At 75.7% G+C, this 25650-nt stretch carries 19 protein-coding genes and 1 tRNA gene; 9 read left to right on the plus strand and 11 right to left on the minus strand.

What is annotated here, in order from left to right:
• Positions 1-72 precede the first annotated feature (72 nt).
• From LG324_RS06140 to LG324_RS06150, 3 genes are all read left to right on the plus strand, one after another.
• Positions 73-813 carry a FadR/GntR family transcriptional regulator gene (locus LG324_RS06140; RefSeq protein ID WP_404352520.1) on the plus strand — a complete coding sequence of 247 codons (741 nt, stop codon included), beginning with the start codon at positions 73-75 and terminating at the stop codon, positions 811-813.
• Between the two features lie 128 nt (positions 814-941).
• A complete protein-coding gene (locus LG324_RS06145; RefSeq protein WP_404352521.1) occupies positions 942-1115 on the plus strand; it encodes a hypothetical protein in 174 nt (57 codons plus the stop codon).
• Complete coding sequence (locus tag LG324_RS06150) at positions 1112-1693, plus strand: LuxR C-terminal-related transcriptional regulator (protein WP_404352522.1); 582 nt, start codon at positions 1112-1114, stop codon at positions 1691-1693. Before LG324_RS06145 ends, LG324_RS06150 begins: the two co-directional genes overlap by 4 nt.
• 153 nt (positions 1694-1846) lie before the next feature.
• Here the strand turns inward: LG324_RS06150 and LG324_RS06155 are convergent, their stop codons facing one another.
• From LG324_RS06155 to LG324_RS06165, 3 genes are read right to left on the minus strand one after another with little or no spacing between them, the layout of a single operon-like run.
• Entirely contained in the window at positions 1847-2674 is an 828-nt protein-coding gene (locus LG324_RS06155) for a glycosyltransferase family 2 protein (protein WP_404352524.1), read from the minus strand.
• Entirely contained in the window at positions 2671-3687 is a 1017-nt protein-coding gene (locus tag LG324_RS06160; protein WP_404352525.1) for a glycosyltransferase, read from the minus strand. The genes LG324_RS06155 and LG324_RS06160 overlap by 4 nt, the downstream gene beginning before the upstream one ends.
• On the minus strand, positions 3684-4802 hold the full coding sequence (locus tag LG324_RS06165) for a glycosyltransferase family 4 protein (protein ID WP_245616148.1): 1119 nt from the start codon (positions 4800-4802) through the stop codon (positions 3684-3686). Before LG324_RS06165 ends, LG324_RS06160 begins: the two co-directional genes overlap by 4 nt.
• A gap of 227 nt (positions 4803-5029) precedes the next feature.
• Between LG324_RS06165 and LG324_RS06170 the strand changes: the two genes are divergently transcribed.
• Both LG324_RS06170 and LG324_RS06175 read left to right on the plus strand, forming a co-directional pair.
• On the plus strand, positions 5030-7210 hold the full coding sequence (locus LG324_RS06170; RefSeq protein WP_404352526.1) for a putative bifunctional diguanylate cyclase/phosphodiesterase: 2181 nt from the start codon (positions 5030-5032) through the stop codon (positions 7208-7210).
• A gap of 95 nt (positions 7211-7305) precedes the next feature.
• Positions 7306-9411 carry an EAL domain-containing protein gene (locus LG324_RS06175; protein WP_404352527.1) on the plus strand — a complete coding sequence of 702 codons (2106 nt, stop codon included), beginning with the start codon at positions 7306-7308 and terminating at the stop codon, positions 9409-9411.
• Between the two features lie 161 nt (positions 9412-9572).
• Here LG324_RS06175 and LG324_RS06180 read toward each other — a convergent pair whose 3' ends face one another.
• Entirely contained in the window at positions 9573-11369 is a 1797-nt protein-coding gene (locus LG324_RS06180) for a diguanylate cyclase (RefSeq protein WP_404352528.1), read from the minus strand.
• A gap of 376 nt (positions 11370-11745) precedes the next feature.
• Positions 11746-11817: transfer RNA gene (locus LG324_RS06185), tRNA-Arg, on the minus strand.
• Positions 11818-11920: 103 nt separating this feature from the next.
• On the opposite strand from LG324_RS06185, the gene LG324_RS06190 reads away from it, so the two are divergent.
• The 3 genes from LG324_RS06190 to LG324_RS06200 all read left to right on the plus strand — a co-directional run bounded on the left by LG324_RS06190 (position 11921) and on the right by LG324_RS06200 (position 17755).
• Complete coding sequence (locus tag LG324_RS06190) at positions 11921-13210, plus strand: MFS transporter (RefSeq protein ID WP_404352529.1); 1290 nt, start codon at positions 11921-11923, stop codon at positions 13208-13210.
• 518 nt (positions 13211-13728) lie between these two features.
• Positions 13729-17565 (plus strand): AAA domain-containing protein, encoded by a 3837-nt coding sequence (locus LG324_RS06195; protein ID WP_404352530.1) that lies wholly within the window; start codon positions 13729-13731, stop codon positions 17563-17565.
• Positions 17558-17755 (plus strand): hypothetical protein, encoded by a 198-nt coding sequence (locus LG324_RS06200; RefSeq protein ID WP_404352531.1) that lies wholly within the window; start codon positions 17558-17560, stop codon positions 17753-17755. Before LG324_RS06195 ends, LG324_RS06200 begins: the two co-directional genes overlap by 8 nt.
• Before the next feature lie 82 nt (positions 17756-17837).
• On the opposite strand, the gene mscL is transcribed toward LG324_RS06200, so the two are convergent.
• From mscL to LG324_RS06230, 6 genes are all read right to left on the minus strand, one after another.
• Positions 17838-18221 (minus strand): large conductance mechanosensitive channel protein MscL, encoded by a 384-nt coding sequence (gene mscL / locus LG324_RS06205; RefSeq protein WP_207024979.1) that lies wholly within the window; start codon positions 18219-18221, stop codon positions 17838-17840.
• A gap of 129 nt (positions 18222-18350) precedes the next feature.
• Entirely contained in the window at positions 18351-19013 is a 663-nt protein-coding gene (locus LG324_RS06210) for an SAF domain-containing protein (protein WP_404352533.1), read from the minus strand.
• A gap of 39 nt (positions 19014-19052) precedes the next feature.
• Positions 19053-19406 (minus strand): FmdB family zinc ribbon protein, encoded by a 354-nt coding sequence (locus LG324_RS06215; RefSeq protein WP_404352535.1) that lies wholly within the window; start codon positions 19404-19406, stop codon positions 19053-19055.
• A 173-nt stretch (positions 19407-19579) separates the two neighbouring features.
• Positions 19580-20419 (minus strand): ABC transporter permease, encoded by an 840-nt coding sequence (locus LG324_RS06220; RefSeq protein WP_404352536.1) that lies wholly within the window; start codon positions 20417-20419, stop codon positions 19580-19582.
• A complete protein-coding gene (locus LG324_RS06225) occupies positions 20416-21315 on the minus strand; it encodes an ABC transporter ATP-binding protein (protein WP_030528687.1) in 900 nt (299 codons plus the stop codon). Before LG324_RS06225 ends, LG324_RS06220 begins: the two co-directional genes overlap by 4 nt.
• Positions 21316-21433: 118 nt before the next feature.
• A complete protein-coding gene (locus tag LG324_RS06230; protein WP_404352538.1) occupies positions 21434-22978 on the minus strand; it encodes a potassium/proton antiporter in 1545 nt (514 codons plus the stop codon).
• 47 nt (positions 22979-23025) lie between these two features.
• Here LG324_RS06230 and LG324_RS06235 point away from each other — a divergent pair, with 47 nt between their 5' ends.
• Positions 23026-25641: a penicillin acylase family protein gene (locus LG324_RS06235; RefSeq protein WP_404352540.1), complete on the plus strand. Its 2616-nt coding sequence runs from the start codon at positions 23026-23028 to the stop codon at positions 25639-25641.
• Positions 25642-25650 lie beyond the last annotated feature (9 nt).

Below are 25650 nucleotides of genomic sequence, written 5' to 3' on the forward strand. Positions count from 1 at the left end.
GTGTCAATGGTCTGACCACTAGTGGTCCGACCATTCGGCGTGTCGTGCGGCGTGGCGTGGCATCCTGAGCGCGTGAGCGCCGCCGACCCGCTGCCCGGCCCCGAGACCGGCGGACTGCGTGCCTTCGAGCTCGTCCTGCGCTGGGTCGACGAGCAGATCCTCGGCGGCGACCTCGAGGTCGGCGACCACCTGCCGGCCGAGCGCGACCTCGCGGCCCGGCTCGGCGTGAGCCGCGCCGCGGTGCGCGAGGCCGTCCGCACCCTCCAGGCCCAGGGCGTCGTGCGCTCCTCGGTCGGGGCCGGGGCGGCCGGCGGCACGACGTTGACCGCCGTGCCGAGCGGGGCCCTCGGGCGGCTGCTGCGGCTGCACGTCGCGCTCGCGGCGTTCCCGCTGCCCGACGTCGTCGAGGTCCGCATCGCCCTGGAGCGCCTGAGCGTCCGGCTGGCGGCCACCCACGCGACGCCCGAGGACCTGGCGGCGATGCGGGCGCTGCTCGACGAGATGGCCGACCCCGGCATCGACCGGGCTCGCTTCAACGACTGCGACACGGCCTTCCACGTCGCGCTCGCCGAGGCGGCCGGCAACGCGCTGGCGCGCGACCTCACCTCGGCGATCCGCGAGTCGATGCGCCTGCCCATCCTCGACCGCTTCCGCAGCGTCGAGGTGTGGGAGGACCTCGCACCCGTGCTCCGGCGCGACCACGAGGAGATCTTCGCGGCGGTCGCGGCCGGCGACGGAGACGCGGCCGCGACGCTGACCGAGCGTCACATCCGCTCCGCGTGGGTCGCCCTCTCGGCCCCCTCACTCGCCTGACCCCCCGAGGCCCTCGGAGCGAACGCGTGTGAAACCGCCGGGCGACCCCGGCGGGTTCACACGCGTTCGCGGTGGGGTGGGCACGGCATACTCGCGGGTAGCCCACGAGGAGCGGACGGGAGGCGACGATGAGCGGCAGGCAGTGGCCGGGGTCGCGCTTCGCGCCCTCCCAGCGGGCCGCCGTCACGGACGCCGGGATGGCGCTGTGGGCCGAGCGGACCCGGCTGTGCCGTGACCTCGAGGCGGGTGCGGGCACCGAGTGCCGCATCGGCGCCGACGGCAACGACGTCAACGAGTGGTGACCGCCGAGGCCGTGACCTGGCGCCACCTGCTGTCGGTGCGCCCGACCGCGACCCCGGCCCAGCTGCGGATGAGCCTGCCCGGCAACCGTGCGCTCGTGGAGCGCGGCCTCGAGATGGTCAGCGTGTTCGACGACGAGCGGCTCGACGACGAGTGTCGGCGGATGCTCGTGGCCGAGCCCGTCGGCGACTACCTCTTCGCGGTCGCCGACATCCAGATGAAGGTCATCGACCACGAGCGCGTCCTCCTCGAAGGGCCGACCGTCGACGGGCAGTTCTCGGTCATCGACGTGCGCTCCCCACGCGTGCTCGAGCAGGCGATGCGCTACTGGAACGCGGTCCTCGCCTCCGCCTTCGGGTGCGGCACCGAGCGGGCCGAGGCCGTCCACCTGAGCGAGCGGCAGGAGCGGGTCGTCGACCTCATGCAGCAGGGCATGACGGACGAGGCCGTGGCCCGTCACCTCCGGGTCAGCGTCCGCACCGTGCGCTCCGAGGTCGCCCGGATCCTCGAGACCCTCGAGGTGCGCTCGCGGTTCTCGGCGGGGTTCCGCCTCGGACGCGGCGAGTCGCGCACCGACTGAGCGGCCCCACCGGGCCGCGCCTGCAGGTTGCTGCAACGGGGCTGACAGCGCCCCCCGGGCCGGGTGACCATACCGACGGCCCCACCCCAGACCGACCCCGCGGGTGGAGGGGCCCGCGCGGGTCGGCCCACCTCGTCACGCCCGCCGCCGCGGTCAGGGGAGGGTGGCCCAGCGGCCGTCCGGCTCGCGGGCCACGAGCCCGAGGTCGCGGAACTGCTCGAGCCACCCGGTCATCGGCCACCAGCCCCACACCTGCGCGAACCGGTTGGCGTTGAGCACGATGTCCTCGACGTGCTGGACCGGCGGGCTCGGGCTCGGGTGCCACTGGTGGACGGCCCCGGCGCCGCCGACGAAGAGCAGCCGGCCCCCTGCGCGGGCGAGGCGCTGGCCGACGTCGGTGTCCTCGGCGCCGTAGCCGACGTAGCCCTCGTCGAAGCCGCCGAGCGCCGCGAGGTCGGCCGCGGTGACCGCGAAGGAGAGGGACCAGAAGAGGGTGACGTCATCGACGACGCGGACCTCCTGCGCGCCGAGCTCCGGCCGGGCCGGGTGGTGGCGCGGCGGCTGCGGACCTTCGTCCGGGTCGCGCTCGTAGGCGACGTCCCCGCACAGGAGCGTGGGGCCGGCGGACGGGTCGAGCGACCCCAGCAGCTCGCCGTACCGGGCGACGAGACCGTCGGAGGGCACGCAGTCGACGTCGAGGAGGACGAGGTGCTCCGCCCCGGCCGCGAGCGCCGTGGCGACGCCGAGGTTGCGCGCGGCGGCCAGCGGCAGGCGCCCTTGCATCCGGTCGATGCTCGCGTACCGCACGTCCCACCCCGGCGGCGCCGCGTCGTCGACGACACCACTGACCTCGTCGTCGTCCATCGCGACGACGACGAGGACGTCGGGCCGCCGCGTCTGGCGGCGCAGGCCGGCCAGCTGCCCGCGCAGGTGGTCGTGGCGACCGTGGACGATCGTCACGACCCCGAGCCGCGCGCTCACGACGCGACCCCTGCGGCCGGGACGGCGTCCGGGGTCGCGGCGAGCGCGTCGAGCCACGCCGCCGCGTCCTGCGCGCCGCGGCCCGTGCTCCACCGCTCCCACGCCGCGCCGCCCCGCCGCACGGCGTCGTCGAGCAGGCCGGGCCAGCGGTCGGCGGGCGGCCAGCCGACGTGACCCGTGGCCACCCCGAGCCGCTGCACCGCCCGCACCGTCGCCTCCTGCTCCCCGAACGGGCGCTGCTGCGAGACGACGACGGCCGGCGCGCGGGCGGCGGCGACGTCGGCCACCGCGTTCTGCCCGGCGTGCGTGACGACGACGTCGGCGGTGCACAGCTCGTGCCACAGGTCGGGGGAGGGGTCGGCCGGGCTGCGCTCGGTCCACTCCCAGCCGGGGGTGGCGGCCCGCGCCGCCGCGACCGAGCCGGCGTCGGTGTCGCGGCCGCCCGCACCCCACACGACGAGCACGCGGCGCCGGCCGGCGGTGCTCGTGGCGGGCACCCGAGGCCGTCCGTCGAACCGCGAGAGGCCGCCCACGAAGAGGGCCTCGTCCCTCCAGCGCTGCGGCCAGCCCGTGTCGTGCGCGCCCTCGGGCCAGGGCGCGAGCAGGCCCTGGGCGAGGTCGTACGCGCTGACGTGGGCGCGGTCGGTCCGCTCGCCGGGCAGCGCGACGACGACGACCGGCACCCCGCAGAGCCGCACGGCCAGGGCCGCCTCGACCGACACGTCCGTGACGACGAGGCGGGGACGGGCCCGGGCGACCCACGCCGTGAGCGCAGCCGCCCGGTCGCGCACTCCGCTGTGGTGCAACGGAGCCCAGTGCAGGACGCCGCCGGCGTCGAGGTCGTCGCCGGTCGCCGGGTCGTCGTCCGCCGGGAGCCGCACCCAGCGGTCCTCGAACCCGGGCGGGGCCGGCAGGGTGCTCAGGCCGACCACGGGCGAGCGCAGGTGGGCCGCGACGGACGTCATCCGGGACAGGTGCCCGCGGCCGTGGTGGTGGACGTAGTAGCCGATCACGCGGCGCCGCTCAGCGGCAGCATCGCCTCGTAGACCTCGAGGTAGTCCTCGACCATGCGGTCCACCGAGCAGTGCCGGACGGCGTGCTCCCGGCACCTGCGGCGGTCGAGGCCGACCGCCTCCGCGACGGCCCGCCCCGCGGCGGCGACGTCGTCGGCCGGCACGAGCCGGCCCACGTCCGGGGTGACGAACTCCGGCAGACCTCCGCGGGCGAACGCGACGACCGGTGTGCCGCAGGCGAGGGACTCGGCCGCGACGAGTCCGTAGGGCTCGTCCCAGGCGGGGGTGACGAGGGTGGCGGCGCTGGAGCCGAACAGCTCGACGAGCTCGTCCGTTCCGAGGTGCCCGAGCAGCTCGACGTCACCGCCGAGCCGCGGGCGCACCATCGCCCGCACGTACTCCGGGTCACCGACCGGCCCGGCCAGCCGCAGCGGACGACCGGCCGCCCGCGCGGCGTCGATGGCCAGGTGCGGCGCCTTCTCGGGGACGAGGCGTCCGGCCCAGGCCAAGGCGTCACCGCCCGGCCCCGGCGTCCAGCGCCGGACGTCGACCCCGTTGGGCACCACGTCGGCGGGCGTCACGTGGCTCCACGCGGCGCGGGTGTGGTCGCTGACCGCGACGAACCGCGAGCGGTCGTCCGCGGCGAGGGCGATGGCCGGCTCCAGCCACGGGGTCGGCGGGGTGTGCAGCGTCGTCACCATCGGGGCGCGCGCGGCGGCGGCCATCGCGACGGGGAGGTGGTGGAGGCTGTTGTTGTGCACGACGTCGACGTCGTCGCGGCGCTGCAGCTCGAGCATCAGCTGGAGGTAGGCGTGGTGCTCGGTCAGCCACGTCTCGGGGGGCATGGCGACGTCGCGGCGTGCCGTGTCGCTCAGCTCGAGTGGGCGGGTGGCGAGCTCGCGGGCGTCGAGGCGCGGGTCGCTGCCCGGGCCGGCGAAGACGGTCACCTCGACCCCGCGCTCGCGCAGGCCGCGGCACAGGTTCCAGGTGAGCGACTCCAGCCCACCGGCGAACGGCTCGGCCAGCGGGAAGCGGGAGGAGGCGACGACGACGACGTGCAGGGGGTCGTCGAACCGGCGAGGGACGATCGTGGGGGTGGGTCGGACGACGTCCACCCTTCACCTCCTGATCGACCGGCTCCGTGACCTCCGGCCGCCGACGGCGGGCGGCCGAACCGGTCCTACCCGACAGGGAGCCCGGCAAACCTGCCCGCAGGAGGGACGGTCGGGCAGACCCCCTCGGTCGAACGGCCAGTGTCGGCCCCGTCGGTTCGCCCCCGGCGAGGCTCCGTCCCTAGCGTCGTCGTGGGGTCCGAACCGCGGACACCAGACCAGGAGCTCTGATGAACCGCGACGGCCGCACCCGGCTGCGCTCGACGGCCACCGTCGTGGGCACGCTGTTCGTCGTCGTGCTCGAGATGGCCTTCCTCACCGGGGTCTGGCACCTCGGGGACGGCGTCCATCGCCAGCGCGAGGCCGCGGCCGCGTTCTCCGCCGTCGCCACGTCCGTCGCGAGCGGTTCGGCCACCCCCGACGCCCTGACCCGCACGGTCGACGGGCTCGCGCGGGCCGGCGTGGACCTCACCCCCGGCTCGGTCGGCGCGACGGCCGTCGACGCCGCCCGGGCGCTCGAGGCCGCTCCCGGCGACGCGGGCGCGCTCGCGACGCTGCGCGTCGCGGACGCCGCCCTCGCGGAAGAGCTCGCCGAGGCGAGCAGCGCCCGCGCCTGGCTGGCCTTCGCCATCCACGCCGGCCTCCTCGTCGGGGTCTCCGTCGGCTGGTTCGCCTGGTTCCGCCGGATCGTCGACCGGCATCGGCGGCTGGAGCGCGAGCTGACGGCCCAGCGGGTCGTCGACCAGCGCGAGCGGCGCCTGCTGGCCCTGGTCCAGAACAGCGCCGACCTCATCGTCGTCATCGAGGCCGACGCGACGATCTCGTTCGTCAGCCCGTCCGCCCCGGCGGTCATCGGTCGCACGCCCGACGAGCTCGTCGGGCAGCACGTCAAGGACCTCGTCGGCGACGAGGCGCCGACCCTGCTCGCGCTCCTCACCGACGGACGTCAGGGGGACCAGGCGGTCCGGCTGCGGCTCACCCGCGCGGACGGGCGGACCATCGTCGGCGAGGGCACGCTGACCAACCTGCTCGGCGAGTCGACCGTCGAGGCGTGGCTGCTCACGCTGCGTGACGTCACCGAGCAGCACGAGCTCGCCGAGCAGCTCTCGCACCAGGCCTTCCACGACGCCCTGACCGGGCTCGCCAACCGCGCGCTGTTCGCCGACCGGCTCGAGCACGCAATCTCCCGCCGCGAGGGCACCCTCGCCGTGATGTTCCTCGACCTCGACGACTTCAAGCAGGTCAACGACACCCGCGGCCACTCCGTCGGCGACCGGCTCCTCGTCGTCGTCACCGACCGCCTCCGCTCCGTGCTGCGCTCCCGCGACACCGCGGCCCGGCTCGGTGGCGACGAGTTCGCCGTCCTCATGGAGGAGACCGACCGCGCTGCCGCCGAGCAGATGGGGCAGCGCATCCTCGAGGTGCTCGCGCAGCCGGTCTCGATCGACGGGGTGTCCTGGGCGGTCAAGGCCAGCCTCGGCATCGCCTTCGCCGACACCCGCAGCTCGACCGCGGAGGACGTCCTGCGCGAGGCCGACGTCGCGATGTACTGGGCCAAGGAGCAGGGCAAGGGCACGCTGCGCGTCTTCGACGCCGCCCAGCACGCGGTGACGCTCGACCGGCTGACCCTCCAGAACGAGCTCGTCGAGGCCATCGAGACCGGCGGCCTGCTCCTGCACTTCCAGCCGACCGTCAACCTCCGGACGCGCGAGGTGACCGGCTTCGAGGCGCTCGTGCGCTGGCAGCACCCGTCGCGGGGCTTCCTGCCGCCGAACGAGTTCATCCCCGCCGCCGAGGAGTCCGGCGCGATCGTCGCCCTCGGGTCGTGGGTGCTCGCCGAGGCCTGCCGGGCCGCCGTCGAGCTCCAGGCCCCGGGGGCCCGCGTGACGATGGCCGTCAACGTCTCCGCCCAGCAGCTGTGCAAGCCCGACTTCACCGCCGAGGTCGCCGGCGTCCTCGCCCGCACCGGGCTTGACCCCACCCTGCTCGTCCTCGAGATCACCGAGTCGGTGCTCCTCGACGACATCGTGTCCGCGGCCGGCTCCCTCCACGGGCTGCGCGACCTCGGGGTGTCCATCGCGATCGACGACTTCGGCACCGGCTACAGCTCGCTGTCTTACCTCTCCCAGCTGCCCGTCGACATCCTCAAGGTCGACAAGAGCTTCATCGACGACATCGTCGACGACCGCCACGCGGCGACCGTCACCCTGGCCATCCTCGAGATGAGCCGCTCGCTCAAGATGACGACCGTCGCCGAGGGCGTGGAGACCTCCGAGCAGGCGGCCTGGCTCGAGGAGCAGGACTGCGGGCGCGGACAGGGCTACCTCTGGTCGCGGCCCGTGCCCTTCGCCGAGGCCCGGGCGCTCGTCCCGGGCGGTGCGCCACGCGTCGACGAGGTGCGGGTCGGGTGACCCCCCGGTCGGCGCGGCAGGGGGACGCCGCCGACGAGGTCCACGGGGCTCGGGGGAGCGGTCCGCGCGCCGTCGCGGGCCCGCGGAACCGCCCGGTGCAGCCGGTGCCCATCGCGCCGATGCCCACGCCGCTGCGCGCGGCGCTGCTCGGGCTGCTCGCGCTGTGCGGGGCCTACCTCGTCGTGCCGGACGGGACGGCGCGCGACGTCGGCAACAGCGTCGCCGGGGTCCTCGCCATGGTGCTCGCCCTCGCCGGCGCCCGACGCCTCACCGCCCGCCGCCGGGGCTGGCTCGTCGTCCTGGCCGGGTACTCGCTCTGGGTCGCGGGCGACGCGCTGTTCACGGTCGAGCAGAGCTACCTCCACCTCACGAGCTACCCGCTGACCAGCGACGTCTTCTACCTCTCCGGCTACGTCGTCCTCACCGTCGGCCTGCTGCGGCTGGTCCGCGGCCGGCAGCGCGGGATGGACCCGACCCCGATCCTCGAGGCGCTCATCGTCGCCGCCGGCTTCGGCACGGTCGTCGGGACCTTCCTCGTGGCGCCGATCGCCGTGGACTCCACGACCTCGGTGCTCGGCCGGCTCGTCGCCACGGCCTACCCCGTCGGCGACGTCGTCCTCGTCGGGGTGCTGGTCCGGCTGTGGACCTCGGTCGGCTCGCGCAACCCGGCCTTCCGCTTCCTCATGCTGAGCCTGGCCGCGACGACCGCCGCCGACCTCGTGTGGAACGCCTTCGCCCTCGTCGACCCCCTGGCGGCCACGCCGCGCTGGCTCGACGTGCTGTGGCTGCTCGGCTACGTCGCGGCCGCGGCCGCAGCGTGCTCGCCGTCCGGGGCGGCGCTCGTCGGCGGCGAGACCCGCTCCGCGCCCGCGGCGTCGGTCGGGCGCCGGCTCGCGGCCCTCGGTGGCGCGGCGGCGCTGCCCGGCATCACGCTCCTCGTGGTCGGCACGCTGGGGCTCGACATCCCGTGGGGCGTCGTGGGGGCGGGCTGCATCGTCCTCTCGCTGCTCGTCGTCGTCCGCATCGCCGTCCTCGTCCGCGTCGTCGAGGAGCAGGCGGTGCAGCTCTCCGCCCTCGCCCGCAGCGACGGCCTCACCGGGGCGCCGAACCGTCGGTCGTGGGACCACGAGCTCGGGCGCGCGGTCCACCGGGCCGAGGAGGACGGGGGGCCGCTGACCGTGGCGCTCGTCGACCTCGACCACTTCAAGCGCTACAACGACCGGCTGGGGCACCAGGCCGGCGACCGGCTCCTGCGTGAGGCCGTCGCGGCGTGGGGGGCGCTCCTCGAGCCGGGTGAGCTGCTCGCGCGCTACGGCGGTGAGGAGTTCGGCCTCCTCCTGCCCGGCGTCGACCCCGACGAGGCGGTCCGTCGGCTCGAGGCGATGCAGGCCGTGACCCCCGATGGCCAGCGGTTCTCGGCCGGGGTCGCCGTCTGGGAGCCCGGTGCGCAGCCCGGCGCGGTCGTCGAGCGGGCCGACCGGGCGCTCTACGACGCCAAGCACGCCGGCCGCGGGTGCGTGCGCGTGGCGGGAGCCGGGCTCGAGGGCACGACCCCGCCGGTCCGCATCGCCCTGCAGCCGGTCGTCGACCTGCACGTCGGCGACCCCATCGGCCACGAGGCCCTCAGCCGCTTCGCCGAGGGCGACCCGGAGTCCGTCTTCGCCGAGGCCCACCGCGTCGGGGACGGGTCGCTGCTCGAGGCGGCGGCCATCGCCGCGGCGCTGCGTCGTCGGCCCCCGCAGGGCTACCTGTCGGTCAACGTCAGCGTCGGCGCGCTCATCAGCGAGGCCGTCGCCGCCGTGCTGCCCGCCGACCTCACCGGCCTCGTCATCGAGATCACCGAGCAGACCGACGTCGAGGAGTGGGACCGGGTGCGCGAGGTCGTCGCCGACTGCCGCGCGCGCGGGGCCCTCATCGCCGTCGACGACTGGGGCAAGGGCTACTCGACGGTCGAGCGCTTCATGCGGCTGCGGCCCGAGGTCGTCAAGCTCGACCGCGGCCTGCTCGACGACCTCGACGACCCGGACCGCCAGCACGACCTGCGCACGCTCGTCGGCTGGGCCGAGAGCATGGGGTCGACCGTCTGCGCCGAGGGCGTCGAGACCGCCCGGCAGTGGGACACGCTGCGCTCGCTCGGGGTGCGCTTCGGGCAGGGCTACCTCTTCGGTCGGCCCGCGCCCGAGCCGGCCGTCACCGACTGATTGCCCATCCGCCACCTCCCAGGGCCTCCTGGAGGGGTCGGGAGGTGGCAGATGGGCAATGAGTCGCGACCGTGTTCCCCGACAGAAGTGCGCAGAGGGGGCGCGGCCCGGAGCCCCGCCGTGGACGGGGACGCGTCTCCGGGGGACGGGGAGGGGAGGCGTCAGGCGGAGGCGGAGAGCGTCGCCGGCGGCTGGGCGGCCGGCTCGACGGGGTGCCAGGTGCGGGTCTTGTTGCCGCCGGTGCGCTTCGCGGAGTACATCGCCGAGTCGGCGAGCACCTCGACGTCGATGTCCGCGGCGTGGGCCTGCCCGAACGTGGCGACGCCGATGCTCGCGGTGACGGCGCACCCGAGCTCGACGCGCGTGGCGTGGCCGTGCTTCTCGACGACGTCGACGAGGGACCACGCGACGGCCTCGGCGGCGGCGAGGTCGGCCTCCGGGAGGAGCACCTCGAACTCGTCACCACCCCGGCGCCCGACGGTCCCCTGGTCGCCGACGGCCCGGCGCAGCACGCGCGCGACGTCCGCGAGCAGGACGTCGCCGGCGGCGTGGCCGCGGGTGTCGTTGACCTGCTTGAAGTGGTCGAGGTCGATGAGGAGCAGCGCGCCGCGCTCCCGCGCGCGGGGGGTCTGGCGGTGGCAGGCGATGAGGGTGTCGAGCTGGCGACGGTTGGGCAGCCCGGTCAGCTCGTCGTGCGCGGCGTCGTGCGCGTGCCGCTGCTCGATGAGCCGGCGCTCGGAGACGTCGACGAGGTTGACGAGGACGACGAGGTCGCCGTCCGGACCGGGCACGGCGCGGGCGCTGCACGAGAGCACGATCGACTGCTGGGCGTGGTCCCGGGCGGTCCACTCGGCCTGGACCAGCTCGCCGTCGGCCTCGACGGCCCGCGCGAGGATGGTGGCGAGGCCGGGCTCGGTGCCCTCGTCGAGGCTGTCGCCGCGGATCCCGACGAGGTCGGCGGGGTCGCGTCGCAGGATCTCGCCGACCGCCTGGTTGGCCTGCAGCACCAGGCCCTCCGGACGCACGACGAGCAGCCCGCTCGGTGCGTAGGCGATGAGGCGGTCGGACCACTGGTGCTCCTGGCGCACGCTCCCGACGAGGGAGCGCAGCTCGGCGCGGTAGGTACCGAGGACGAGGGCCAGGAAGGCGACGAGCATCATGTAGCCCTGCAGGACGAGCGCCTGCGTGTGGGCGTCGCGGATCCCGGCGAAGGGGCCGCCGGCCCCTGTCATCAGCCGGACGAGGGGGAGCACCGCCACGACCGCCCCGTCGAGGGCGGTGAGCGGGAGCGGGAGCCGGACACCTGCCCACACGAGCAGGCCGAGCGGGATGAAGGCCAGCGGCAGGGACTGGCCCGGCCCGAAGACCCACCACGTGACGGCGCCGGTCGTCCCGAGGATGGCCGCGGCCTCCACGCTCTGGCGTGCGCCGGGCCTCGTGAGGTGCCGGCGGGTGCCGAGGGTCGCGCCGACGACGACGACCACCGACGCGAGGTTGCGCAGGTACATCGCGACGCCGACCGCGAGGGAGGCCTCGCGTCCCTCGACGAGGAGGGCGGCCAGCCCGCAGGCGGACGTCGCGAGGATGGCCACGCTCGTCGAGAGCACGAGGCGGTTGAGCTCCGAGAGGCGGCGGACGCTGCCGCGCCGCTCGTGCCGCGGCGCCACGGCCCGGTAGAGGAGGACGGTGAAGAGGCCGAGCAGCAGGTTGCCCAGGCCCAGCAGGACGCCGGGCAGGAGGTCGAAGCCGGTGAGGACGTTGCCGACGGTGGCCGCGACCCCGGTCAGGGCGGCGGCGCCGGCGAGCTCGCGCCGCGAGACCGTGCGCAGCGCCCACAGGACGCCCACGCCGGCCGCCGGCCAGAAGAGGGCGAGCTGCGTCTCGGGCTGTGCCGTCGCGCGCCCCAGGGCGATCGCCACGCAGTACAGCGCGAGGAAGCCGACCGTCCGACGCAGCACAGGACCTCCTCGACGTGGGCCCGCGCGGTCGGCGAGCCGTGGCGGATGACCCATCGGCACCGACCGGTCGAACTTGACAACGGTGTCGACCCGTCGTCGAACCATGGCCGAACGGCCGGGTCCCCCGGGGTGGTGAGGGCCGGTCGACGCTGGGCGTCCGGTCCCTCGGGGGTCAGGCCGCGAGGGGCTCGTCCGGCCACGGCTCGCGGGAGGGGAACAGCAGGATCTCGGCCCAGCCGAGGACGCCGCGTGGTGCGCGCGTGACTCCGGCAGGAGCCGCCGGAGCCGTCCGCTCGTTCCTCGCGGTCGGCTCCGGCTCCCGTCATCCGCCCGGACGGCACTCGGGCCGGTTGCGCTCCGCGCGACCGGCCCTGAGTGCCCCCGGCAGGATTCGAACCTGCGACACCTTCTTTAGGAGAGAAGTGCTCTTCCCCTGAGCTACGAGGGCGGGAAGACCGCGCACAGCCTACGGGGCGCGACCCGTGCTCGGCGCGCGCGGCCGGTGTCGACCCGGCGCGTACGCCGCCCGGCGCGGCGGCATACTGCGGCTCGTGACCGACGCCCTGCAGACCCCGGACCGCGCGACAATGCAGCGCCGGACCGTCACGACGCTCGTCGGGTCGCAGGTGCTCGGCGGCGTCGGGCTGTCGGCCGGGATCGCCGTGGGCGCCCTGCTCGCAGAGGAGGTGAGCGGCTCGGCACGCTTCGCCGGCCTCGGCGGGACCTTCCAGGTCCTCGGCTCCGCGCTCGTCGCCATCCCGATGGCCCGGGTCATGGCCGCCCGCGGTCGCCGGCCGGGCCTCGCCCTCGGGTACGCACTCGCGGCGGCCGGCGCGGTCGGGCTCATCACCGCGGGGATCATCGGCAGCTTCCCGCTCCTGCTCGTCGCCAGCCTGGCGTTCGGCGGGGCGACGACCGCGAACAGCCAGAGCCGCTACGCCGCCGCCGACCTCGCGCCGCCCGACCGGCGGGCCCGCGACCTGAGCATCGTCGTGTGGGCCACCACCGTCGGCAGCGTCCTCGGCCCGAACCTCGTCGGCCCGAGCGCCCCCGTGGCCGACGCCCTCGGCCTGCCGCGGCTCACCGGCCCGTTCGTCTTCTCGCTCGTCGGGCTGCTGCTGGCCATCGTCGTCGTGCTCGTGCGCCTGCGCCCGGACCCGCTCCTGCTCTCGCGCCGCCTCGCGCTCGACGAAGGCGGCGAGCCCGGGGAGCCGACCCACGGCTCGGTGACCCGCGGGCTGCGCGTCGCCTTCGCCCACCCCGTCGCGCGCCTCGGGCTGCTCACCCTGGCCCTCGGGCACGGCGTCATGGTCTCGGTCATGGTGATGACACCCCTGCACATGTCCCACGGGCACGCCGAGCTGACCGTGATCGGGCTCGTCATCAGCATCCACATCATCGGGATGTACGCCTTCTCTCCGCTCACCGGCCTCGCCGTGGATCGCGTCGGCGGCCGCGTCGTCGCGCTCGTCGGGTCGGGCATCCTCGGCGCCGCGACGCTGCTCGCGTCGGTGTCGCCCATGGGTGAGTCCTCGACGCTCATCGGCGGGCTCTTCCTCCTCGGCCTCGGCTGGTCCTGCACGCTCGTCGCGGGATCCACCCTGCTGACCTCGGCCGTGCCCGCCGCCGAGCGGCCGGGGGTCCAGGGGGCCTCCGACCTGCTCATGGGGCTCGCCGCGGGCGGCGGGGGCGCGGTCGCCGGGGTCATCGTCGACCGCGTCGGCTTCCAGGCGCTGGCGCTGACCTCGCTCGGCTTCGCGATGGTCATCGGCCTCGTGGCGATCGCGACCCGCGTCCCCGCCGACCCGCTCGACGGCGATGCTCGGCCGGTCCCCGCCTGACGTCGGAGCCCGCTGTGACCCGACGTGGGCGACCGCACGGTGGCGGACGGACCCGTCCAGGAGACAGTGCTCGTCCGGCCGCTGTCGTGTGCTTCCTCCTCTGAGGCAACCATGACGAACGGTCGCTTGCGTCACCGTCCGAGGCGCTCATGACGAGTGGTCGGTTGCGTCCGGTGGTGACGCAGGCAGCCGCTCGTCCCGGGTGCTCCGAGGGGTGACGCAGGGGAGCCGCTCATCCCGGATGCTCCGAGGCGTGACGCAGGGGAGCCGCTCATCCCGGGTGCTCCGACATGTGGAGCGACCGACAGCGGGCCGGGGACCTCTCGGGACCCCAGCCGTCAGGATCGGTTCGAGGTGAAGGTCGACCCTCTCGTGGTCGGGTTTCACCTCGACCGGCGCGGGGGTGCCGGTGGAGGTGAAGGTCGACCCTCTCGTGGTCGGGTGTCACCTCGACCGGGGTGGGGGTGCCTGCGCCGCGCCTCCCGGGACGCTCGGGGGCGCGTTGTTAGCCTGCTGGGGTGACTGCGAGCGGACCGGTGCGCGACGCACGGCCCGACCGACGGGTCGGCGCCGCCGACGCCGCCCACGACGACGAACCGCGGGGAGGGCACCTGAGCATCGCCCCGGACCCCGCCACGCTCCGGGCCCAGCGCGTCGCCGACGCCCGGGCCCGGTGGACCCGCCAGCTCGTCGAGCTCGGCGGCCCCAACACGCTGCTCTGGTACCGCGACCTCCCGGTCGGCACCCTCGACCTGTCCTCGGCGCACCTCGGCGCCCGCAGCGGCCTCCTCGCCGGTGGCGCGACGCGGCTGTCGGACCTGGTCCGCGAGCCGCACGCCCTCGACGACGCCCGCACCCGGCTCGGGCGCATCCACGACACCGCGACCGAGATCGAGCGCGAGCACGCCGTGCGCACCTGCTTCCTCGGGGTCGGGATGGCGTCGTGGACCGTCGTGCTCGACGACGGACGGGTCGTCCCGCGCCAGCCCGGCGCACCGGTCTTCCTGCGCGCGCTCGCCACCCGGCCCGCCGACCCGCGCCGTCACGACTGGGTGCTCGAGCCCGGTGACGAGCTCGAGGTCAACCCCGCGCTCGTCAACTACCTCGCGTCCGAGCACGGCATCACCCTCGACACCGACCGGCTCGAGCAGCTCGCCACCGCCGGCGGGTCGCTCGACCCCTACCCGGCCTACGCCGCGCTCGCCGACGCGTGCCGCGCGGTGCCCGACCTCTCGGTCGACCCGAGGGTGGTCATCAGCACCTTCCCGTACCACAAGGCCCCGCTCGTGGCCGACCTCGCGGCGCACGGCGACGCGCTCGCCGAGCACGACGTCGTGGCGGCCCTCGCCGGCGTGGCCGACGCGCTCCCCGCCGTCGCGGTGGGGGCCGCCGACGGTGCCCGGGGGCCGGTCGAGGACTTCCTCGTGCTCGACGCGGACGCCACCCAGCGCGAGGCGGTCGAGGCGGTCCGCGGCGGGTCGCACCTGCTGCTCCACGCGCCGTCCGGGACGGGTGCGTCGCAGACCGTCGCCAACCTCGCGGCCGCGCTCGCGGCGGACGGCCAGCGCGTGCTCGTCGTCTCCCCGAAGCGCACGGCCCTCGACGCGGTGCGCGACCGCCTGACCGACGTCGGGCTCGGCGAGCTCGTCCTCGACCTCGTCGGCGGCGGCCACACCCGGCGGGCCGTCGTGCGCTCCCTCGTCGACGGGCTGGACCGGGCCGTCGAGCGCGTCTCGGGCGCGCCCTCGTCCCCCCGCCGCACCGCGCCCGGCCCCGAGGGCAGCGAGTCGCGCCGCGGGCGCGCCGAGGCCGCGGCCCTCCTCGACACCCACCTGCGGGCGCTGCACGGCCACCGCGACCCGTGGGGCGTCACCCTGCACCAGGTGCAGGAGGAGGTGAGCCGCCACGCCCTGCTCGAGGACGCGCCCCGCTCGCGGGTGCGGCTCGCGGGCGCCGTCCTCGCCCGCCTCGACCGCGAGACGCTCGCCGAGGCCGGCGACATCCTCACCCGGGTCGCGACCCTCGCGGCCTGGGACGGCGACGGCGCCGACGACCCCTGGTTCGGCGCCGACCTGCGCACCGCCGAGGTGGCCGAGGAGGCCCGTGAGCGCGTCGAGCGGCTCGCCACCGGGCTGGTCCAGGACACCCGCCGGACGCTGGCCGACGTCTTCCGGGGTGTGCACCTGCCGGCCTCGCCGACGGTGCTGGACTGGGACCGCGTGCTCGCGACCGTCGGCCAGGTCCGCGACACCCTCGAGGTCTTCCGCCCCGAGGTGTTCGACATCCCGCTCGACGACCTCGTCGTGGCGACCGCCACGCGCAGCGAGCGCCGCGACTCCGGCACCGACCTCGGCGCCCTCGAGCGCTGGCGGGTGCGGCGGCAGGCCCGCGCGCTCCTGCGTCCCGGCCGGCCGCCCGCCGACCTGCACGCCGCGCTGCGCGAGGCCGAGCACCAGCGGCACGCCTGGCGCGAGCTCGCCGGCTCCGGCGGCCGTCCCGAGATCCCCGTCGAGCTCGACCGCGCCCGCGCCGCCCACGACGCCCTCGTCGAGGACGCCTCGTGGGTCGACGACCGCCTGCCCCACGAGGACGACGAGCTCGACCTCGTCGAGCTCGACCTCCCGGCCCTCGCCGCCCGGATGGACCGCCTGCACGCCGCGGCCGGCCGGCTCGACGCGGCGCCGGACATCCGCCTCGGCCTGGACCTGCTCGGGCAGCTCGGCCTCACCGCGCTCGTCGAGGACCTGCGCGCCCGCGCCGTCCCCGCCGACCGGGTGCGTACCGAGCTCGCGTGGGTGTGGTGGTGCTCGATCGCCGACGAGCTCGGGGCCAACGACCCCGCCCTGCGCGACTTCGACGCCACCCGGCTCTCGGCCGCGGTCGCGACCCTCGTCGACTCCGACCGCGTCGCCCTCGAGGGCCAGGTCCCGCGCGTCCTCGACGCCGTCGCGCGCCGGGTCGCCGAGGTGCGTCGGGCCCGTCCGGACGAGGAGACCCGGCTGCGCGCCGAGGTCGCCCGCGCCCGCCGGCCCGCCGCGCTGCCCGACCTGCTGGCGTCGGTCGGCCGGCTCGCCACCGCCGTCCGGCCGGTGTGGCTCGCCAGTCCGCTCGCGGTGCCGTCGGTCCTGCCCCCCGGCGAGTGCGTCGACGTCGTCGTCGTCGACGAGGCCTCGCTGGTCGCCCCGGCCGAAGCGGTCGCGGCGCTCGTCCGCGCCCGCCGGGTCGTCCTCGTCGGCGACGCCCAGCAGCTGCCCCCGGTGCCGTTCGTGGTGTCCGCGGGGGTCGACGTGCCCGACGAGTCCGAGCCCGAGTCGGTGCTCGACCTGCTCGAGGACGTCCTGCCGACCCGCCGGCTCACCTGGCAGTACGGCGCGATGGAGGAGCGGCTCGTCTCCTTCGTCGACACCGAGCTGCACGGAGGGTCGCTCGTGACCTTCCCCGGGACGGAGACGGGCGCGGTCCTGCACCACGAGCTCGTCGACGGTCATGGCGTCGTCGCCGAGGGCGAGGCCGCGGTCGAGTCGACGCCGGCCGAGGTCGAGCGGGTCGTCGCGCTGGTCCTCGACCACGCCCGCCGGCGCCGGGACCGCTCGCTCGTCGTCATCGCACTCGGGCCGGGCCACCGCCGGCTCGTCGAGGAGGCGGTCCGCCGGGCGGTCGACGGCCTCGACGACGCCACCGCCGCGTCCTTCGACCCGGGACGCCGCGAGGCTTTCTCGGTCCGGGACGCGGACCACGTCCAGGGCGAGACGTGGGACGACGTCGTCCTCACCGTCGGCTTCGGCAAGACCCCGCACGGCCGGGTCCTGCACCGCTTCGGGCCGGTCGGCACCGACACCGGCCACCGTCGGCTCGGGGTGGCCCTGACCCGGGCACGCCGGAGTCTCACCGTCGTCTCGTCGATCACCGCCGACGACCTCGACCCGGACCGGCTGCGCACCTCCGGCGCCCGGATGCTGCGCGCCGTCCTCGAGCACGTCGAGGCGCACGCTGGCGCCGAGGGCGTCGTGGCGTCCGCGGAGGCCACCTCGCTCGTCCTCGCCGACCTGGCCCGCCGGCTGCGCGCCCACGGGCTCGTCGTCCACGAGGGGGTCGGGACCTCCGCCCTGCCCGTCGAGCTCGCTGTCGAGGACCCCACCGCCCCCGGCCGGCTGCTGCTCGCCGTCGAGGGGGACGGGCCCGCCTACGCCGGCGTCCCGTCCGGGCGCGACCGCGACCTCGTGCGCGTCCACGAGCTCGAGCGTCGCGGCTGGCGGCACCTGCGGGTGTGGACGACCGAGGTCTTCCGCGACCCGGCCCGCGTCGTCTCGCGGGTGCTGGACGCCGCGGGCGTCCGGCAGGCCCCGGGTGGCTGAGCGCCCGGGCGCTCCCACCGGCGACGACCCCGGCCCGCGTCGGCGGCGGCCCCGCCGCGCCGCCCGGCCCGCGACCAACCCCCGCACCGACGACGCCCCCGACGCCGCCACGCCCCGGGCCGAGCCGGCCCCCGGGGAGAGCGGTCACGACCGCTGGCTGCGCGAGCAGCGTCCGCCCCACTGGGAGTAGCCGTTCCGCCCACCGCGCGCGGACGGGGCGGCGACCGTGGTGGTCGCCGCCCGGTCGCGGGTGCGGGTGGAGTGCCCGGTGGTCAGCCGCCGATGCCGCGCCCGGCACGCAGCTCGTCGCGGATCTCCTTGAGCAGCTCGGTGTTCGGGTCGATGGTCTCGGCCTCGGGCTCCTTGGGGAAGAAGCGCTCCTTGGCCCGCTCGTAGGGCTTGACGACGAGGAAGTACACGACCGCGGCCATGAGGACGAAGGCCACCGTGGCCGTGACGAACGGCCCCACGGTCGTCCAGCCGCCCGGCTGCCAGTCGTCGAACTTGAACTCGGCGCCGCCGGTGACCTTGCCGATGAGCTCGACGACGATGTCGGTGAAGGCCTTGACGACCGCCGCGAACGCCGTGCCGATGATGAACGCGACGGCGAGCTCGACGAGGTTGCCGCGCAGGAGGAAGTTCTTGAAGCCCGTCATGGTGCTTCCCTTTCGCAGAAGTTGACGCGGCCACCGTATTGCGCTCCCGCGCAGCCCGCGACCCCCGTCCCGTCGTGTCGCGGCGCTGGATCGGTCGCGGGGCGCCGACGACCCGGCCGCCACGCCCGTTCACCCGCCGGTCGCCAGCAGGGTCACGGTGACGAGCCCGTCGGTGCCGCCGTGCCCGGTGAGCACCCGGTCGGCCGCCTCGGGCGTCAACGAGAGCACCGCCCCGGGTGCGGTCGGGGGCGCAGGCCCGGCCCCGAGGCCGACCTCGTCGGGCGGTGGGTCGACCGACAGCACGACCGCGTCGCGCGCCAGGACGGGACCACCCGGTCCGGGGTGGACCGCGACGACGCCGCCGGGGGTGAGCAGCCCGGCCGACCCCGGGTCGGCGAGGGCGACGTGCAGCGCGACGCGCCCCGAGGGCAGGCCCTCGGTGACACCCCGCGGGACCAGGCGCGTGGCGGTGACCGCCTCGCCGGCGGCCAGCGCCGCGGCGACCCGCCGGCCCGTCACCGCGCCGACGTCGGTCAGCGCCCCGGGCTGCCGCGCCGCCACCGGCACCCGGATGGACGTGACGTCATCGGTGCGAAGGACCGACCCGGCCGCGACCTCGCGCGCGGCGACGAGCACCGGGACGGTCGGCGGCGGGGGAGGCCGCACGACGTGCAGCACGGCGAGCACCGCCCCCGCGAGGCAGGCGGCCGCGAGCACCCGGCGCAGCACCGAGCGCCGCCAGCGGGCGGCGCGTCCGGGGCCGAGGAGGCCGGGCAGGAGGGCGAGGGGCATGCCGCGACGCTAGGTCGCGGCGCCCGGCGCCGGGAGGGGTCAGGCCGAGGTTGTGGACGACGACGCGCCCGCGGAGGCCCCTGTGGACGACGAGGTCGACGAGGAGGACGACGACGTCGTCCCGCCCGAGGACGAGCCCTCGGACGTCGAGGACCCGGAGGAGCCCGAGCTCCCCGTCGAGGACGACCCGGAGGACGACCCCGTCGAGCCGCTGCCCGAGCGCGAGTCGGTGCGGTAGAACCCGCCGCCCTTGAAGACGATGCCGACCGCGTTGAAGACCTTGCGCAGGCGCCCGCCGCACTCGGGGCACTCGGTGAGCGAGTCGTCGCTGAAGGACTGGACGGCCTCGAAGCGGTGGTCGCACTCGGTGCACGCGTAGGCGTAGGTCGGCACGGTGGTCCTCCTCGGACGACATCGGGGCGCCGCCGGACCCCTCACGGTGGTGCGGGTCTCGCGGCGGCGCGGTCCCCCCAAGGATACGGCCCGCGCCGCGTCCCCGGTGCCGCACCCCGACGGGCCCCCGGCCCCGTACACCGGGTCCGGGGGCCGCCGGCCCTGCCAGGGGTCTACTTCACCTCGGCCCGGGTGACCCACACCATCCCGACGAGGAGGGGCAGGAGCACCCAGACGCCGACCGAGGTGCCGAGCTGCGCCCACTGCTCGCCGGTGAGGCTCCCGCCGAACAGCGGCTGCATCGTGCGGTTGAGGTCGAGCCACTCGCCGGCGCTCGCCGCGGCGGACCACAGCGACCCGAGGATGGACCAGCCGGTCGGGAGCACGTAGTAGAGGACGACCGCGGCCGGGGTGTTGCGCAGGAGCATCCCGAAGGCCAGGCCCTGGAGCAGGCCGAGGAGCACGTAGCCGCCCGCGCCGAGCAGCACGGTGCCCTCGACGCCCCAGTCGCCGGTCGCGCCGCGCAGCCCGATGGCGGCGGCGTGCACCGCGGCGGCGAGCGCGAAGGAGAGGACGACCGCGACGACGCCGACCGCGAGGGCGGCGACGACCTTGGCCCACGCGACGCGGGCGCGGCGGGCCTCGAGGGTGAAGGTGACGAGGGCGGTGCGCTGCGACCACTCGGAGGTCACGGCGAGGATGCCGACCACGGGCAGCAGCAGCGCCATCGGCATCGCCGTCGCCTGGAGGTAGGCGCCGTACGGGTGGTCGCCGCCCTGCTGGACGAACAGGACGGTGAGCGCCCCGGCGATCACGACGCCGATCGCGACGAGCAGCCATCGCCCGGCCCGGGTGTCGGTCATCTTGCGCAGCTCGGCCCGGACCAGCCGGTCGAAGGGGATGCCCCGCGCGGGGCGCGGCCCGGCGAGCGGCTCGGGCAGGCGCGCGACGTGCGGCGTGCTGTCCGCCGGCGCGCGGCGGGTCGTCGTGGTGGTGGCCGTCGTGGTGCTCACGCCGCCACCTCCTCGCGGGCGGCGCCGGCCGTGAGCTCGAGGAACATCTCCTCGAGCCCGCGCTCGTCGCCGGCGCGCAGCTCGCGCAGCGCCACTCCGGCGCCCAGGGCGACCCGCCCGACGGTGTCGGCGTCGGTCTCGGCGACGAGCCCGCCGGTGGCCGACGGCGAGACGGCCACGCCGGCCGCCCGCAGCGCCTCGGCGAGGGCCGCGTCGTCGACCGAGCGCGCCACCGTGCCCGTGCCCGAGAGCAGCTCGTCGGTCGTGCCGGCGGCGACGACCCGTCCGTTGCCGATGACGACGAGGTCGTCGGCGACGCGCTCGATCTCGTTGAGCAGGTGCGAGCTGAGCAGCACCGTGCCGCCGCGCGCGGCGTACCCGCGCAGGACGTCGCGCATCCAGCGGATGCCGGCGGGGTCGAGGCCGTTGGCGGGCTCGTCGAGGACGAGGACCTCGGGGTCCCCGAGCAGGGCGTGGGCGAGGCCGAGCCGCTGGCGCATCCCGAGCGAGTAGTTGCGCACCCGGCGCAGGGACTCCTTCTCGGTGAGGCCGACGACGTCGAGCATCTCGTCGACGCGGCGGCGGTCGACGCCGGTGAGGATCGCGCCGAGCGTCAGCACCTCGCGGCCGGTGCGGCCCGCGTGCTGCGCCGAGGCGTCGAGGAGGAGGCCGACGTGGCGGCCGGGGGTCGGCAGGGCGGCGTACGGGCGGCCGAGGACGGTCGCGGTGCCGCTGCTCGCCGGGGTGAGACCGGCGACGACGCGCATCGCCGTCGTCTTGCCCGCGCCGTTGGGGCCGAGGAAGCCGGTGACCCGGCCGGGGCGCGCCGAGAACGACACGTCGTCGAGGGCGGTGAAGGCGCCGTAGCGCTTCGTGAGGTGGTCCACGGTGATCATGGGGACGACCCTTCCGCGGGCGGCCGGTCGCGGCCATGGGGGTCGGGCCCGATCCGACCCCGAGACCACCCCTGAGCCGACCCCGGGGTCCGCCCGGCGACGCCCCGGGGGCGCCGGCTCAGTCCTCGGCCCAGCCGGCGAGGCGGCCGCCCCGGCTCACGGCGTGCAGGCGCTCCTCGACCCGGGCGCGCACCGCGGTCGGGGTGATGACGAGCAGCTGGTCGTCGTGCCGCAGCACGTCGCCGTCCTTGGGGACGAACGAGGCGTCGTCGCGGACGACGAGCGCGACGTTGGCCCCGGCGGGCAGCCGCAGCTCGAAGACGCGCACGCCGGCGAGGCGCGACGCGGGGCCGATGTCGATCTCGAGCATCTCGGCCCCGAGGTCGGTGAGGGGCGTGGCCTCGACGGCGAGGTCGACGCGGTGGTGCAGCGCCCCCACCCCGAGCCGGCGCGCGACCCACGGCAGCGTCGGCGCCTGGATGATCGTGAAGACGACGACGAGGACGAAGACGAGGTCGAACATCCACTCGACCCCCGGCGTCCCCATCGTCACGGGGACGGTGGCGAGGACGACGGGGACCGCGCCGCGCAGGCCGGCCCACGAGAGGAAGGCCTGGACGCGCCACGGGATGCCGAAGGGCGTGACCGACACGAGGACCGAGAGGGGCCTCCCGAGGAGCAGGACCGCCGCCCCGACGACGAGGGCAGGCACGAGCTGCTCGGCGAACCCGCTCGGGCTGGCGAGCAGCCCCAGGAGCACGAAGAGCCCGATCTGGGCGAGCCAGCCGATGGCCGTCGCGAACCCGGTGACGGCGGGGCGGTGGGGCATCGGCAGGTTGCCGAGGACGAGCGCCGCGAGGTAGCAGGCGATGAAGCCCGAGGTGTGGATGCTGTCGGCGGCGGCGTAGGCGAGCACCGCGACGGCGAGGACACCGATCGCGAAGAGCGCCGACGACGTCGTGGCGACCAGCCGCATGACGCGCGCGCCGAGCCAGCCCACGCCGAGCCCGACGACGGCGCCCCCGGCGAGCTCGAGGCCGGCGACGAGGAGCAGGTGCCACCACGGCTCGGGCTCGGCGCCCGGCGTCAGCTGCGCCGCGAGCGCCGTGACGAGGAGGACGACGGGCGCGTCGTTGAAGCCCGACTCGGCCTCGAGCATCCCGGAGATCTGCCGGGGCAGCGGGACGCGACGCAGCACCGAGAACACGGCGGCGGCATCGGTCGAGGCGGTGACGGCACCGATGAGCAGCGAGACCTCCCACGACCACCCGAGCACCCCGCGCGTCACGCCGGCGACGACGATGACGCTGACGAAGACGCCGACGGTCGACAGGGCGATGGCGGGGGCGACCGACCGGCGGATGCCGGACCACTGCGTCGTGATGCCGCCCTCGACGAGGATGAGGACGAGCGCGGCGTAGCCGAGGACCTGGGTCAGCTCCTCGGAGTCGTAGCGGATGCCGAGGCCGTTCTCGCCGAGGGCGAGCCCGATCGCCAGGTAGACGAGGAGCGATGGCAGGCCCGAGCGCAGCGAGAGCCGGACGGCGGCGACCGCGACGACGAGGACGACGCTGCCGACGAGCAGGACGCGCGAGAGGTCGTCGACCGTGAACCCCGTGGGCGCGACGGCCTCCGCGAGCAGCGTCGACCACGCCTGCGTCACGGGGGACCGTCCTCGTCTCGTGGGGGGAGGTGTCCTAGTCTCGCAGGGTGAGTCGCCTCGTCGTCGCCCGCCGGGTCCTGGTGGGACTCCTCGCCGTCATCGTCGTCGTCGCGGTGGTCGCCGGCGTGCTCGTCGTGACGGCGCTGCGCAGCTCGCTGCCGACGCACTCCGGCGAGGCGACCCTCCCGGACCTCTCGGCCGCCGTCACCGTCAAGCGCGACGACAGCGGCGTGCCGCACATCTACGGCGACTCGGTCACCGACCTCGCCCGCGCGCAGGGGTACGTCCACGCGCAGGAACGCTTCTTCGAGATGGACCTGCGCCGGCACATCACCGCCGGACGGCTCGCCGAGCTCGTCGGCCCGGCCGGCGTCCAGACCGACAAGGTGATCCGAACGATGGGGTGGCGCCGCATCGCCGAGGAGGAGCTGCCGACCCTCGAGCCCGAGACCCGTCAGGTGCTCCAGGCGTACGCCGACGGCGTCAACCGCTACCTGCGGGGTCGCAGCCCCGGCGACGTCTCCGCCGAGTACACGGTCCTCGGCCTGCAGAACCCGCTCGGCGACATCGAGGAGTGGACGCCCGTCGACAGCCTCGCGTGGCTCAAGGCGATGGCCTGGGACCTGCGCGGCGACTACTCCGACGAGCTCGCGCGCGCCCGCCTCACCGGCCGGGTCTCGCGCGCGCAGATCGCCGACATCTACCCGACCTACGACGCGGAGGCGCACCCGCCGATCCTCTCGACCGACGAGTGGTCGCCGGGCGCCACCTCCGCGGCCCCGGCCGCCGCCTCGGCGCCGGACGAGACGACCGGCCCGCGCGCGCGGGCGGCCTACGCGCAGGTCGAGAAGGCGCTGCACGCCGTCCCGCAGCTCGTCGGCCGCGGCGAGGGGGTCGGCTCGAACTCGTGGGTGGTCTCCGGCGCGAGGACGGCCAGCGGCAAGCCGCTGCTCGCCAACGACCCGCACCTCGGCGTCAGCCAGCCCGGCATCTGGATCCAGAACAGCCTCTCGTGCCGCACCGTCGGCCCCGAGTGCCCCCTCGACGTCTCGGGCTTCTCGTTCGCCGGCGTGCCGGGTGTCGTCATCGGCCACAACGGACGGATCGCGTGGGGCTTCACCAACCTCGGGCCCGACGTCACCGACTTCTACCTCGAGCGCGTCGTCGGCCAGACCTACCTGCGCGACGGCGACTGGGAGCCGGTGACCACCCGCGAGGAGACGATCAAGGTCGCCGGCCACGCGGACCAGCGGATCACCGTCCGCGCGACCGCGCACGGGCCGATCATGTCCGACGTGCTCGCCTCCGCCCGTGACGCCGGCAGCCGGGCGCCGACCGCGGCCGAGGGCGACGAGAACCAGGACTACGCGGTCTCGCTCGCCTGGACGGGGCTGCAGCCCGGCAAGACCGCGGACGCCATCCTCGGGTTCAACCTCGCGTCGAACTTCGACGAGTTCCGCACCGCGGCACGCTCGTTCGCCGTCCCCGCGCAGAACCTCGTCTACGCCGACACCGACGGGCACATCGGGTACCAGGCCCCGGGGCTCGTGCCGATCCGCCGCGCGGCGGTCGCGAAGACCCCGCCCGGCTACTGGCCGGCGCCCGGGTGGGACTCCTCGTACGACTGGAAGGGCTACGTGTCCTTCGACGACCTCCCGTGGGTGCTCGACCCCGAGGACGGCGTGGTCGTCGCCGCCAACCAGGAGGTGACGAGCAGCCGCACGCCGTTCCTCACGACCGAGTGGGACCACGGCTTCCGGTCCACCCGCATCGCCCAGCGCCTCGAGAAGCTGGAGAAGGCGACGCCGGCCGACATGGCGTCCGTGCAGATGGACGACGAGGACCTCTTCGCGCGGACCCTCGTCCCGGCGCTGCTCAAGGTGCCGCTCGAGGTGCGCGAGGGCGAGACCGGCGAGCAGGACCTGCTCGACTTCACCGAGGGCGCCCGGGACCTGCTGCGCGACTGGGACTACTCGACCCCCGCCTCCGACTCCGACGCCTCCTCGGCGGCGGCGTACTACAACGCGGTGTGGCGCAACCTCTGCGAGCTGACGTTCGACGACGAGCTGCCCGCCGACATGAAGTCCGACGGCGGCGCCCGCTGGCGCGCGGCCGTGACGCGCCTGCTCGAGGACCCCGACAACGCCTGGTGGGACAACCGGCTCACGCCGAACATCACCGAGGGGCGCGACGAGATCCTGCGCCAGGCCCTCGTCGAGGCGCGCCTGGAGCTGACGACCGAGCTCGGCAAGGACCCCCAGGGCTGGGACTGGGGCAAGCTGCACCGGTTGACCCTCCAGCACCGCGTCCTCGGCGGCGACGCCGTGCCGGGACCGGTGCGCTGGCTGTTCAACGAGGGGCCCTACGACATGCCCGGCGGCTCGGCCATCGTCAACGCCAACGGCTGGAGCACCAGCGAGGGCTACCGGGTCAACTGGGCGCCGTCGATGCGGATGGTCGTCGACCTCTCCGACCTCGACCGCTCGACGTGGGTCAACCAGACCGGCGTGAGCGGCCACGTCCTCGACGACCACTACGCCGACCAGGTCGGCGACTGGGTCGCCGGCCGTCAGCGCGCCTGGCCGTTCACGGCGGGCGCGGTCGACGCGACCGACCCGGACGTGCTCACCCTGCGCCCGGACAGCGCACCGAGCGGTCCCTGACCGCGACCT

It is taken from the genome of Phycicoccus jejuensis (genome assembly GCF_044797865.1).
Classification (GTDB): Bacteria; Actinomycetota; Actinomycetes; order Actinomycetales; family Dermatophilaceae; genus Phycicoccus; species Phycicoccus jejuensis.

Bases quoted from the DNA above. Each gene is read 5' to 3' on its own strand.
- LG324_RS06210 (WP_404352533.1), bottom strand. From the start codon at position 19,013: ATGCCCCTCGCCCTCCTGCCCGGCCTCCTCGGCCCCGGACGCGCCGCC.
- LG324_RS06225 (WP_030528687.1), bottom strand. From the start codon at position 21,315: ATGATCACCGTGGACCACCTCACGAAGCGCTACGGCGCCTTCACCGCC.
- LG324_RS06145 (WP_404352521.1), top strand. From the start codon at position 942: ATGAGCGGCAGGCAGTGGCCGGGGTCGCGCTTCGCGCCCTCCCAGCGG.
- mscL (WP_207024979.1), bottom strand. From the start codon at position 18,221: ATGACGGGCTTCAAGAACTTCCTCCTGCGCGGCAACCTCGTCGAGCTC.
- LG324_RS06170 (WP_404352526.1), top strand. From the start codon at position 5,030: ATGAACCGCGACGGCCGCACCCGGCTGCGCTCGACGGCCACCGTCGTG.